Annotated in this window: 11 protein-coding genes; 6 read left to right on the top strand and 5 right to left on the bottom strand. The window is 68.3% G+C overall.

Annotated elements, in window-relative coordinates; all coding sequences use genetic code 11:
• Positions 1-191: 191 nt before the first annotated feature.
• On the bottom strand, positions 192-647 hold the full coding sequence (locus tag ACR9ZJ_RS17165) for a copper chaperone PCu(A)C (RefSeq protein WP_481288434.1): 456 nt from the start codon (positions 645-647) through the stop codon (positions 192-194).
• Positions 644-1,261 carry an SCO family protein gene (locus ACR9ZJ_RS17160; protein WP_481279650.1) on the bottom strand — a complete coding sequence of 206 codons (618 nt, stop codon included), beginning with the start codon at positions 1,259-1,261 and terminating at the stop codon, positions 644-646. The genes ACR9ZJ_RS17165 and ACR9ZJ_RS17160 overlap by 4 nt, the downstream gene beginning before the upstream one ends.
• Positions 1,262-1,341: 80 nt before the next feature.
• Between ACR9ZJ_RS17160 and ACR9ZJ_RS17155 the strand changes: the two genes are divergently transcribed.
• Entirely contained in the window at positions 1,342-1,764 is a 423-nt protein-coding gene (locus tag ACR9ZJ_RS17155) for a DUF423 domain-containing protein (protein ID WP_481279651.1), read from the top strand.
• Here the strand turns inward: ACR9ZJ_RS17155 and ACR9ZJ_RS17150 are convergent.
• From ACR9ZJ_RS17150 to ACR9ZJ_RS17140, 3 genes are all read right to left on the bottom strand, one after another.
• Positions 1,721-1,906 carry a type II toxin-antitoxin system antitoxin gene (locus ACR9ZJ_RS17150; protein WP_481279652.1) on the bottom strand — a complete coding sequence of 62 codons (186 nt, stop codon included), beginning with the start codon at positions 1,904-1,906 and terminating at the stop codon, positions 1,721-1,723. The genes ACR9ZJ_RS17155 and ACR9ZJ_RS17150 overlap by 44 nt on opposite strands.
• Before the next feature lie 129 nt (positions 1,907-2,035).
• A complete protein-coding gene (locus tag ACR9ZJ_RS17145) occupies positions 2,036-2,902 on the bottom strand; it encodes an SPFH domain-containing protein (RefSeq protein ID WP_481279653.1) in 867 nt (288 codons plus the stop codon).
• A 69-nt stretch (positions 2,903-2,971) separates the two neighbouring features.
• Positions 2,972-4,465 carry a transglutaminase domain-containing protein gene (locus tag ACR9ZJ_RS17140; RefSeq protein ID WP_481279654.1) on the bottom strand — a complete coding sequence of 498 codons (1,494 nt, stop codon included), beginning with the start codon at positions 4,463-4,465 and terminating at the stop codon, positions 2,972-2,974.
• Positions 4,466-4,591: 126 nt separating this feature from the next.
• Between ACR9ZJ_RS17140 and purT the strand changes: the two genes are divergently transcribed.
• The 5 genes from purT (at position 4,592) to ACR9ZJ_RS17115 (ending at position 11,339) form a co-directional block, all read left to right on the top strand.
• Positions 4,592-5,773, top strand: coding sequence for a formate-dependent phosphoribosylglycinamide formyltransferase (purT, locus tag ACR9ZJ_RS17135; RefSeq protein ID WP_481288433.1), 1,182 nt, complete (start codon positions 4,592-4,594; stop codon positions 5,771-5,773).
• A 70-nt stretch (positions 5,774-5,843) separates the two neighbouring features.
• Positions 5,844-7,556: a hypothetical protein gene (locus ACR9ZJ_RS17130; RefSeq protein WP_481288432.1), complete on the top strand. Its 1,713-nt coding sequence runs from the start codon at positions 5,844-5,846 to the stop codon at positions 7,554-7,556.
• 8 nt (positions 7,557-7,564) lie between these two features.
• Positions 7,565-8,395 carry an SDR family oxidoreductase gene (locus ACR9ZJ_RS17125; RefSeq protein WP_481288431.1) on the top strand — a complete coding sequence of 277 codons (831 nt, stop codon included), beginning with the start codon at positions 7,565-7,567 and terminating at the stop codon, positions 8,393-8,395.
• Between the two features lie 97 nt (positions 8,396-8,492).
• On the top strand, positions 8,493-10,823 hold the full coding sequence (mrcB, locus tag ACR9ZJ_RS17120; RefSeq protein WP_481279658.1) for a penicillin-binding protein 1B: 2,331 nt from the start codon (positions 8,493-8,495) through the stop codon (positions 10,821-10,823).
• A gap of 3 nt (positions 10,824-10,826) precedes the next feature.
• Positions 10,827-11,339: a tetratricopeptide repeat protein gene (locus tag ACR9ZJ_RS17115; RefSeq protein ID WP_481288430.1), complete on the top strand. Its 513-nt coding sequence runs from the start codon at positions 10,827-10,829 to the stop codon at positions 11,337-11,339.
• The last annotated feature ends 79 nt before the right edge of the window (positions 11,340-11,418 follow it).

Here is an 11,418-nt window from a genome sequence, read left to right as displayed (position 1 = left end):
GGGGGGGGCCGGGGGGTTGGTGGGGCGGCGGTTGCGGGGTCTACCCGGGGGCGGGGGGGGGGGGGGCGCAACGCGCCCAGCGCCGATTACGCGGCTCCCACAAGAGCAGAGCATCGAATAGACCGGTCAGGAATAGGCACGCCACCAGAGCTTGTTCCACGGAAGTGGGTTGGCCCTCGGTGGGTCGGCCCTCAGTCCGTCGGACCGCTGGCGTTCGCCGGTCGTGCGATCAGTATCGCGGGGATCGTCCCGCCGTCCGACAGCTTGAACGTCACCGTCACTTTCTCGCCGGGTTTCACCGGGTGTTTCGCCTGCATCAGCATCACGTGGTACCCGCCGGGAGCGAAGGTGAGCTTGCCCTTCGGGGGCAGCGCCACGCTGTCCATCATCTCCATCCGTCCCATGCCGCCTTCGGTGCTGCTGCGGTGGATCATCGCCTCGGCATAATCCGGGCTTTCCGCGCCGACGATCGTCAGTGCGCGATCGGTGGTGTTATCGAAGGTGACATAACCACCGGCGGGCAGGCTGCCCGGCAGGACACGCAACCAACCCCCGGTCACCTGCACGCCGGCGGTATCCGCGGCGTGCGAGGTGCCGGCGGTTCCGGCGAGCAGGAGCAGGGCGGCAGCGAGCGGGCGATACCTCATGGGCGGGTCTCCAGCGACGTGAGCAGGTGAAGGTCGTGGACGATGTCGTCCTGCGAGGCGGACGGCGTGGCCAGCAAGCGCGCCTTGCCTGCGGCGTCGAACAGGTAGATGGCGGAGCTGTGGCTGACCTCGTAGTTCCCGTCGGCGCGATCGGGCTCACGGGTGAAGGCCGAGCGGTAACGCTTCGCCAGAGCCTCCACGTCGCCATCGGAGCCGACCAGCCCCACGGCGCGCTTGTCGAAGGCGTTCACGTAGTCGTGCATGACCGCTGGCGTGTCGCGCTTGGGATCCACACTGACGAACAGGATGCGCACCTTGTCCGCGGGCGCGCCGAGGCGGTCGAGCACCACGTGCAACTGGGTCAACGTCAGCGGACAGACATCGGGGCAGTGCGTGTAGCCGAAATACATGAGCACCACCTTGCCCTTGTAGTCGGCGCCGGTCACGCGCTTGCCATTGTCGTCGGTCAGCTTGAAATCCAGGTCCGGCAGGTGGCCCGATACATCGGTGAGCCGCCATTCGGGCTGCGGTTCCCGCTGGCATGCGCTCAGCGCGACCATGGCGAGCAAGGCGATCAGGGCCAGTACGAACCGGCGGCAGGTGGACGACTTCATGCGACACTCCGCGAGATATCCCGCGCAGGATACGCCACCCGCGCCGGCGAACAGGCACGTCCACCGAGGAACCCACGCTCATGCGACAACATGTCAGTACCGCCGCCGCACTGCTCGCCGGGTTCGCGGGTGCATCCGCCGTGGCCCTGGGCGCCTTCGGCGCGCATGCGTTGCGCGGTGTCCTGGATGCATCGGCGTTGGCCACCTGGCACACCGGCGTGGAGTATCACTTCTGGCACGCGCTGGCCCTGCTCGTGGCGGCGGCGTGTCTGCCCGAGGGACGGGCGCGCGCCGCCGCGGTGGGCTTGTTCGCCGTGGGCATCGTGCTGTTCTCGGGAAGCCTCTACGCGCTGGCGCTCGGTGCGCCACGCGTGGTCGGCGCGATCACGCCCGTGGGTGGCGTCGCCTTCATCGCCGGCTGGGTCGCCATGAGCGTTTCGCTCCGCCAACGAGGCCGCATCAATCCTCGGGATCGTCCACCGGCTGGATCTTCGTCGGTTTGAGGCGTCCCGCGCGCCGCAACGCATCGCGCAACACATATTCGATCTGCGCATTGAGCGAGCGCAACTCGTCCTCGGACCATGCCTGCATGGCCTCGAGGACGGTGGCGCTCACACGCAACGGGTAAGCCTTTTTCTCACTCATCGTGCGTTTCCGCAGCGGATGCCAGGCTCGGCTTCGCCATCGCGGTGGTTCGTTGCTTCGAGGCAGGGTGGCGCCCGGCGGCTCCCCTTCCTCGACGCCAGTCGCTTTTTTACGACCACCACCATACGTTCAGTTGTACAGCGAACCGGCGTTGACCACCGGTTGCGTCGAGCGGTCGCCGCAGAGGACGACGAGCAGGTTGGAGACCATCGCCGCCTTGCGCTCCTCGTCCAGTTCCACGACACCTTGTGCCCGGAGCTGGTCGAGTGCCATGGCCACCATGCCCACGGCACCTTCCACGATGCGCTCGCGGGCGGCGACGATGGCGCTCGCCTGCTGGCGCTGGAGCATCGCCTGCGCGATCTCCTGCGCATAGGCGAGGTGGCTGATCCGGGCTTCGATCACCTGGACGCCCGCCTTCGTGAGGCGCGCCTCCACTTCCTGGCGCAGGTGGTTGTTGATCTCCTCGCCGTGGCTGCGCAAGGAAGGCTTCGAATCGTCGTGGGCATCGTAGGCATAGCTCTGCGCCATCTGCCGCAACGCCGACTCGCTCTGGATCTGCACGAAGTTCTCGTAGTCATCGACGCAGAACACCGCTTCGGCCGTATCCACCACCTGCCATACGACGATCGCCGCGATCTCGATCGGGTTGCCGTCGTTGTCGTTGACCTTCAGGCGGCTGCTCTCGAAGTTGCGCACGCGCAGGCTCACCGGGCGGCGGGAATAGAACGGGTTGGTCCAGCGCAGGCCCTCGCGGCGTTCCGTACCGGCGTACTTGCCGAAGAGCTGCATCACCTGGCCCTGGTTCGGCTGAACCTGGAAAAACCCCTTGGCGAGGAAGGCGAAGATGGGTATCAGGACAACGGCGCCCGCGACCGCCGGGTTACCCCCGGGAGTCACCTGGGACAACGTCCCCAAGCCCGTGAGCAAGACGATGACGATCAGTACGAGGGCGGCCGGGATGCCCGGCAGGGAAGAGGCGGGACGTTCGTTCATGACGGAATGACCCCTGGAATGGTGGGATCATATGATATCAATGTGATATCAAAGTCAAGGTGACCTGCATCATGGGGCCCCGCGTCCGCCCCCCACCGGACCGCTTGCGTTGCTCGGCGGGGGCAGGTCGAGAAGGGCCGCGCCGGGCATGGCGCGATCGATCCTGATCTTGCCCAGCGCGTTCATCGCGGCGAAGAAACGCCATGGTTCGCCGTTGCCGGTGCCCAGGGCGATGTGGCTCGAATCGAAACGGCGCTGCGCCGAATCGAAGCTGATCCAGCGATTGTCGATCCACGCCTGTGCCCACGCGTGGGGAACGAATACGCGGCTGGCTCCGCCCATGCGATCGGCGTAGACGACGCCGGTCACCACGCGGGCCGGAATGCCGAGTGCACGCGCCATCGCGGTGAGGAGGACGGCGTGTTCGGTGCAGTCCCCGCGCCGTGTCGCGATCGTCTCCAGGGCCGAGGCATATCCCACGTCGAGACCCTTTACGTTGATGTAGTCGGATAGGAAGGAGCGCAGCCGGCGCATCCGTTGCAGGTCGGTCGTGGCGTCGCCCACCGCGCTCCTGGCCAGCGAGCGCACCTCGTCGGAGTCCGATTGCACCCAGGCGTTGGCGGCCGTGTCCTCGGCCAGCGGGCCGGGCTCGTCGCCGTGCCGGGAGCCGAAGCCGACGTCGACGACATACACCCCGTCGCCCAGTGGCCTCACCCGCTGCTCGTCGGTGTCGATGAACGGGTTCGGGATCGCCCCGCGCACGGTGATCGTGTAGCGGATGGGAGCCACGCGCATCGCGGCGAAGATAGGCCGGGGCGCCGTGATCATCGCGGCGCGCAGCAGGTCGATGTCCTGGTCGGGCGCCTGCGCGCAGGCGATGTCGCAGGCCGCCATTTCCAGGCGGAAACCGAGAAGCGGGGCGAGGCTGCGATGGATGAAGCCGTTGTCGTCGACCCAGATGTCGACGCTGCGATCGCTCCCGGCCCCGGCGATCGATTGGCGCAGGTGGTGGAGGGCCTGCCGGGTCTCGTCCGGCATGACGACGACTTCGTCGCCGATGACCTCCACGTCGACGTTCGCCACCTGCTGCCTGATCGAGTCGAAGTTGCGCAGGCGATACGATGTGCCGGGCTTGAATCCATGGGCCACCATGGTGAGACGCTGGCCTTCCGCGAGCGTCGCCCCGGTCGGCCAGACGAGCAGGTTGACCTTCGATTGCCCGCCGACCGTATTCGCTACCTGGAACGTACCGTCGTCACGCGCCTCACCGGTCGCCAGGTTCTCCTGGGTCGACATTCGGGTACTGGCGTAGAAGGCGAGGGGGGACCCGCTCTCCGATTCCGTGGAGCGCAGTTCGGTGCGCAATGCCAGCGGCGTGCGCGCCCGCGTCAGCCGGAAATCCAGCACCTGGGAGGTGACCACGCGATCGCCCTGGATCTGGCGGTCGATACGCAGGCTCCCCACTTTCCTGCCGTCCAGCAGGACAGTCATCCAGCGCTCCTCCGCCAGGACGGTCGAAGGGGCCAGGCACAGTACGGCGAGGACGGCAAGATAGCGTCTCATGAGCGTACTTCCGGATTGTCGGGGACGGCTCCATCACATCACGTTCGCGGCGCGAGTCAATCCCCCCCTTTGGACGGATGGCCGGGCGGCTAGAATGGCGGCTTCGTTTCCCTGGATTCCTCCCGCATGAAGACCTTCGGCACCCCCCATTCCCATACCGCGCTCAAGGTGCTCCTGCTCGGGTCGGGTGAACTGGGCAAGGAAGTGGCGATCGAGTTGCAGCGTTTCGCCGTCGAGGTGGTGGCCGTGGACCGGTATCCGAACGCGCCGGCGATGCAGGTGGCCCACCGCAGCCATGTGATCGACATGCTCGATGGCGCGGCGCTGCGGGCGGTGATCGAACAGGAGAAGCCGGACCTGGTGGTGCCGGAGATCGAGGCCATCCACACACCGACGCTGGTCGCGATGGAGAAGGAGGGACTCACCGTCGTGCCCACGGCGAAAGCCGCGTGGCTCACCATGGACCGCGAAGGCATCCGCCGGCTCGCCGCCGAGGAACTCGGCCTGCCGACCTCGCCCTATCGCTTCTGCGACACGCGCGAGGACTTCCTGGCCGCGTTGGCGGAGCTGGGCACGCCATGCGTGGTGAAGCCGGTGATGAGTTCTTCCGGCAAGGGGCAGAGCGTGGTGCGCTCGCCGGACGATGCGCCGGGGGCGTGGGAGTACGCGCAGTCGGGCGGACGCGCCGGGCGTGGCCGCGTCATCGTCGAGGGCTTCGTCGACTTCGACTACGAGATCACCCTGTTGACGGTGCGTCATCGCGACGGCGTGTCGTTCTGCGCACCCATCGGCCACCGCCAGGAAGACGGCGACTATCGCGAGTCGTGGCAGCCACAGCCGATGAGCGATGCCGCCCGTGCCGACGCCGAACGCCAGGCCGACGCGGTCACGGCGGCCCTTGGCGGCTGGGGCGTCTTCGGGGTGGAATTCTTCGTGCGCGGCGACGAGGTGATCTTCTCGGAGGTGAGCCCGCGTCCGCACGATACGGGGCTGGTCACGCTGATCTCGCAGGATCTCTCGGAATTCGCCCTTCACGCGCGGGCCATCCTCGGCCTGCCGGTGCCCGAGATCCACGCCTTCGCTCCCGCGGCGTCGTGCGCGGTGCTCGTCGAAGGCGAGGGCAATGCGCCGAAGTACCACGGTGTCGGCGACGCCCTGGCCGAGACGGGCACGATGCTTCGCATCTTCGGCAAGCCGGAAGTCCATGGCCGCCGGCGCATGGCGGTGACGCTGGCGCGCGCGGCCACGGTGGAAGAGGCCCTGGCGAAAGCCAAGCGGGCGGCCAGCCGTATTCGCGTGGAACTCTGACGATCCCGCCTACAACGGCCGTTCACGCCCGAATGTTAAGCTGCGACGCTCCTATGGAAGATGCCTTGCCATGAGCGGACGCAGAGACAATAACGACCGCGAATCGCGCGGTCGCACCGAACCCACGCTGGGCCGGCTGGACGACCTCGACGCGCCGGTTCCGCCGGCCGACGATGGCTTGCCGCACATCGTCGTCGACGTGGAGCGCCGGCGTGGCGGCACCCCGCCGCCTTCGCCCCAGCGCCGCCCGCCGCGCAAGCGCGGTTGGCTGATTCCGGTGTTGGTGCTCGTCCTGATCGGTGCCGCCACCGCGTTGTGGCTGCAACAGGACAGGCTGCGCAACATGGTGCCGGCCACCGAACTCAACGACACGCTCGCCCAGGCCAATCATGCGCTGGACGAGGGCCACCTCGACGGTACCAACGGCGACAGCGCCCGCGAACTCTTCGAGAAGGCGCGTGACCAGCAACCCGACAGCGACGCGGCTCGCGATGGCCTGCGCCGCGTGGGGCAGGCGGAAGTGGCGCGGGCGGACGCGGCCCTCAACGCAGGCAAGCTGGACGACGCGGAAGCCGCGCTCAATGTCGCCCGTGAGTTGCTCGGCGGCGGCAACGACGTCGAGCGTATCGCGCAGCGTCTGTCGCAGGCGCGCAACCCGCAAGGGCGCACCGAGTCGCTGGTCGACCAGGCGCAGCAGGCGTTCGCCGCCGGCAAGCTCGATGGCGACGATGGCGCCGGGGCGTTGTACCGGCGCGTGCTCGACGCGGACAAGACCAATGCGGTGGCGGCGCGCGGGCTCGACAAGGTAGGCGACGCGCTCGCGGCGCAGGCGCGCCAGGCCATCGCGGCGGGCGACAAGGCAAAGGCCAACGCGCTGGTGGATCGCATCGCCCTCCTGGTGCCGGGTTACGGCGACCTGCCGTCGCTGCGGGCGGCGCTCGCGGAAACCAGGAAACAGGACGACCAGGCGGTCAACACGCTGGTCCAGCAGGGCAACGATGCGATGCGCGCGGGCCGCTTCATCGGTGAAGGCGACGACAACGCCCTGGCGCGGTTCCGTGCCGCCCTCGCCGCGGACCCCGACAACGCCGACGCCAAGGCGGGGCTCGGCCGGGTGGCGCAGGCGCTGATCGTCCAGGCCAATGCCGCGCTCGACAGCGAGGACGACGTTCAGGCGACGCGCTTGCTCGACCAGGCGGCGAAGCTCGCGCCGAAGTCGGCGGAGCTGGCCGCGGCGCGGGCGCGTATCGGTGGCGGCGAAGCGAAGACGGGAACGCCCGCTGTCGCCGGACAGCCCACGGGCGACGACGCGATGCCGGAAGCCTCCATGGCGGTCACGCCGGAGCAGAAGGCCAAGGTCGCCGATCTCGTCCGTCGCGCCCAGGCCGCCGCGTCGCGCGGCGACATCATGGACCCGCCGGGCGACAGCGCCTACGACCTCTACCGCAACGCGCTGGCCATCGACGGCAACGACGCCTCCGCACGTGCGGGGTTGCAGGGTCTGCCTACCCAGGTGGAAAAGCAGATGCAGCAGGCGGTGGCCAGCGGCAACGTCCAGCGTGCCGAGAACCTCTACGCCACCCTGTCCGATCTCGCGCCTGGTGGCACCTCGCAGGCCGACCTGCGCCACCGGCTGGGTAGCGCCTGGATCGACAACGCCCTCCAGCGGGCCGGCCAGGGCGACCGCCAGGGTGCTTTCCAGGCGCTCGACCATGCGCGCCGCTACGCGCCCGACGATCCGCGTCTGCAGAGCGCGTACGAGCGCATCGCGACCGGCCGTTGAGTGGCGGCATGAGGGTTCTCGTCATCGGCGGGTCGGGGCAGATCGGCCAGTTCCTGCTTCCACGGCTCGCCGAGGAGGGTGCGGATGTCCTCGCGGTCAGCAGGCAGCCGATGGCCGATCCCCGGTGGCTCGTGGGCGCGTTGCCTGACGCGATGCCCGAGTTGCCGCCGCTCGACGCCGTGGTCAGCCTCGGGCCGCTCGACCACCTCGCGCCATGGCTCTCCGCGACCCGCCTGGCGGGTACGCCGCATGTCATCGCCACCTCGTCGATGAGCGCCGAGACCAAGCGCGATTCCGACGTACCGGAAGAGAGGGAGCTCTCGCGCCGCCTGCGCGATGCGGAAACGACCCTGATCGCCACCTGCGCGTCCCGCGGTATGCCGTGGACACTGTTCCGTCCGACGCTGATCTACGGCGCCGGCGTCGACAAGAGCCTCACGCCGATCGTCCAGGCGGCGTTGCGCCGCCGTGTGTTCCCGATTCCCGCCGGCCGTGGCCAGCGGCAACCGGTGCACGCCGAGGACATCGCGACCGCGATCATGGCCGCGCTCGGCTCGCCCTTCGCCCGCGGCCACACGTTCCCGATCGGTGGAGGCGAGCGCATGAGCGCCGCGGAAATGTTCCGCCGCGTCCGTCGAAGCGCGGGTGGACCCACGCTGCCCGCGCCGATCCCACGCCTGGCCCTCGATCTCGCGGCCCTGGTCTCGCCGGCCATGCGTGGCCCGATACGCCGGCTGGATAGCGACCTGATCGCCGACAATCGGGAGCTCGAGCGGGTGCTGGACGTCCATCCGCGACCCTTCCAGCCCGGCCCCGGGACCTGGCGGCCGATGCGCTGACGCGCGTCGCCATGGCTCCGCCAGCGTTCGTTCAGATGGGCGCCGGGGGTGTGCCCCTATCATCCGGGTACGTCTTCTTCCCCAGGATTTCCCCGCGTTGGCTTTCTTGACCCGTCTCGGCTCCCTCCTGCGTACCGCCTGGCCCTGGCTGCGCATTCCCTTCTGGCTGGTGATGGGCCTGGTGTTCGGCTTCCTCCTGCCGTACACGCTGATCCTCAACGCGCGCCTGCAGGAGCGTTTCAACGACCTCGTGTTCGCCGTGCCCACGCGCGTCTACGCGCGTCCGTTGCCGCTGGCCCAGGGTGTGCCGATGACGCCCGCCGCGCTCGAACTGGAACTCACCTTCGCCGGCTACACCACCGAAGGCGGTGGCAAGGTGCAGGGCAGCTATTCGAAGAATGGCTCGCGCTTCGTGATCGCCTCGCACGGTTACGCCGGGCCCGACGGTGGCGAACTGCCGCATCGTATCCGCGTGGCGCTGTCCGACGGGCAGGTCGCCTCGGTGGTCGACGACACCAACGACAAGCCGGTCAAGTCGATCCACCTGGACCCCGCCCGCATCGCCACCTTGTACGGCGCGCAGCAGGAAGAGCGCCGCATCGTCCGCCTGGAGAACGTGCCGCCGCTGCTCGTGCAGGGCTTGCAGGCCGTGGAAGACCGCGACTTCAAGAACCACATCGGCCTCGATTTCTCCGCCATCGCGCGCGCGTCGTTCGCCAACCTCCGTGCGGGCCACACGGTGCAGGGCGGCTCGACGCTCACCCAGCAACTCGTGCGCAACCTGTTCCTCGATCGCAGCCAGAACATGCTGCGCAAGGTGAACGAGGCGATCCTGTCGCTGTTGATGGAGGCGCATTATTCCAAGGGCCGCATCCTCGAGGCTTACGTCAACGAGGTCTTCCTCGGCCAGCAGGGCAACCAGGCCGTGCATGGTTTCGCCGCCGGTGGCGAATTCTTCTTCGGTCGCCGTCTCGAAGACCTGCGGCCGCAGGAGATCGCCTTGCTCATCGGCCTGGTGAAGGGGCCGAGCTACTACGACCCGCGCCGTTATCCGGACCGTGCGCTGGCGCGGCGCAACCTCGTGCTCCAGCAGTTCCACGATACCGGGCTGCTGGACGACGCGCAGACCAAGGCCGCGCAGGCGACGCCGTTGGGCATCGCGGCGAACGCCCAGCTGCCGCACAACCGCTTCCCGGCGTTCATGCAGCTGGTCCGCTCGCAGATCACCGCCGACTTCGACGAAGCCGCGTTGCGCGACGGCAGCCTGTCGATCTTCACCACGCTTGATCCGTCGGCGCAGTTGTACACCGAGCAGGCGATCCTCGGCACGATGAAATCGCTGGGCAAGCGCGGTGCCGCCGCGCAGGCCGCCGCGGTCGTCACCGACACCACCAATGGCAGCGTGCTCGCCGTGGTCGGCTCACGCGACCCCGGCGACCAGGGATTCAACCGCGCACTCGATGCGCGTCGTCCCATCGGTTCGCTGGTGAAGCCACTGGTCTATCTCGTGGCGCTCGCGCAGCCCTCGAAGTGGTCGCTGGCCTCGATCGTCGACGATTCCCCGATCAACCTGCGCCAGCCCGACGGCAAGCCGTGGACACCGCAGAACGACGACCACGAGATCCACGGCCAGGTGCCGATGCTCGACGCCCTGGTCCATTCGTGGAACCTCGCCACCGTGAACCTGGGCATGCAGGTGGGCGTACCGCGGATCAAGGGTTTCCTGGAGTCGTTCGGGCTGGAAGACGTGAACCCGAGTCCGTCCTTGCTGCTGGGCGCGGTGGATCTCTCGCCGTTGCAGGTGGCGCAGCTGTACGAGTACATCGCGGCGGACGGCCACGCCTTGCCGCTGGTGGCGGTGCGCGGCGTGATGGACAACAAGGGCCAGGCGATCAAGCGCTACGAGGTGAAGGGTGGCGATGGCGAATACCAGACCGCCGCGCGTCTCACCACCTGGGCGATGCAGCAGGTGGTAAATGGAGGCACCGCCGCCGCCATCGGCAATTCGGGGCTCTCGTGGCTGCATGCGGCCGGCAAGACCGGCACCAGCGACAGCCAGCGCGACAGCTGGTTCGCCGGTTTCACGGGAGACCGTCTCGCCATCGTCTGGATGGGTCGCGACGATAACAAGCCCACCGGCCTGTACGGCGCCACGGGCAGCATGCGGGTGTGGCAGGAACTCTTCCGCAAGCTGCCGACCCGCCCGTTGTCGGCCACGCCCGGCGAAGGCCTGGAAATGGCCTACGTGAATACGCAGACCGGCAAGCGCACCGATCCCTCGTGTGAAGGCGCCCGCCAGTTCCCGTTCGTCGCCGGTTACGTGCCGGAAGCGGAGGAGGGCTGTTTCTGGCAGCGATTCAAGGGTATGTTCGGCGGCGGCGATGAGCAGCAGCCCACGCCGGCCGTTCCCAGTAATCCTACGGATTGACCCATGCATCGCCTTCGTTTCTGTGCCATCGCCACCGTCACCCTCGTTGCCGCCTGCAGCCAGCCCGCTCCGCCGCAGGCCACCCGTCCCAGCAAACCCACCTATGACATCGTCGCCCAGGTCCGCGCGGCGGGTGAGCGCGAGAAGTCGGCGATCGAAGTCGCGCCGCTGCGCGATCCGGGCGTGCAAGGCCTGGAGCACGCCGCCCAGGCCGACGAGCGCGCGGGCAAGTACGCCGATGCCGACGCCAAGCTGGTGCAGGCGTTGAAGATGGCGCCGGAAGCGCCGGAGCTGATCCAGGACCGCGCCGAGATCGCGATCCGCATGCAGGACTACCCGCTGGCGGAGAAGCTGGCGAAGCAGTCGTTCGAGATGGGCCCGAAGTCGGGCAGCCTCTGCGCACGCAACTGGCAGACGGTGGTGGAAATGCGCTTGCAGGCCGGCGACCAGAACGGGGCGAACCTGGCGCGTGGCGAACTGGCGAAGTGCCATATCGCCGGGCCGAATCGCTTCTAGTACCCGAATCGCCGACAGGGTCGGCTCCCACCGGAGCCGCCGAGTGGTCAGGTGACCGGGCTGTCTCTTATACACATCT

The sequence above is a fragment of the Luteibacter sp. KNZ12-1A genome (genome assembly GCF_056755675.1).
The sequence above is the reverse complement of the archived record's forward strand: the minus strand, read 5'-3'. Positions and strand labels throughout refer to the sequence as shown.

Bases quoted from the DNA above. Each gene is read 5' to 3' on its own strand.
- ACR9ZJ_RS17165 (WP_481288434.1), bottom strand. From the start codon at position 647: ATGAGGTATCGCCCGCTCGCTGCCGCCCTGCTCCTGCTCGCCGGAACC.
- ACR9ZJ_RS17160 (WP_481279650.1), bottom strand. From the start codon at position 1,261: ATGAAGTCGTCCACCTGCCGCCGGTTCGTACTGGCCCTGATCGCCTTG.
- ACR9ZJ_RS17155 (WP_481279651.1), top strand. From the start codon at position 1,342: ATGCGACAACATGTCAGTACCGCCGCCGCACTGCTCGCCGGGTTCGCG.
- ACR9ZJ_RS17150 (WP_481279652.1), bottom strand. From the start codon at position 1,906: ATGAGTGAGAAAAAGGCTTACCCGTTGCGTGTGAGCGCCACCGTCCTC.
- ACR9ZJ_RS17145 (WP_481279653.1), bottom strand. From the start codon at position 2,902: ATGAACGAACGTCCCGCCTCTTCCCTGCCGGGCATCCCGGCCGCCCTC.
- ACR9ZJ_RS17140 (WP_481279654.1), bottom strand. From the start codon at position 4,465: ATGAGACGCTATCTTGCCGTCCTCGCCGTACTGTGCCTGGCCCCTTCG.
- purT (WP_481288433.1), top strand. From the start codon at position 4,592: ATGAAGACCTTCGGCACCCCCCATTCCCATACCGCGCTCAAGGTGCTC.
- ACR9ZJ_RS17130 (WP_481288432.1), top strand. From the start codon at position 5,844: ATGAGCGGACGCAGAGACAATAACGACCGCGAATCGCGCGGTCGCACC.
- ACR9ZJ_RS17125 (WP_481288431.1), top strand. From the start codon at position 7,565: ATGAGGGTTCTCGTCATCGGCGGGTCGGGGCAGATCGGCCAGTTCCTG.
- ACR9ZJ_RS17115 (WP_481288430.1), top strand. From the start codon at position 10,827: ATGCATCGCCTTCGTTTCTGTGCCATCGCCACCGTCACCCTCGTTGCC.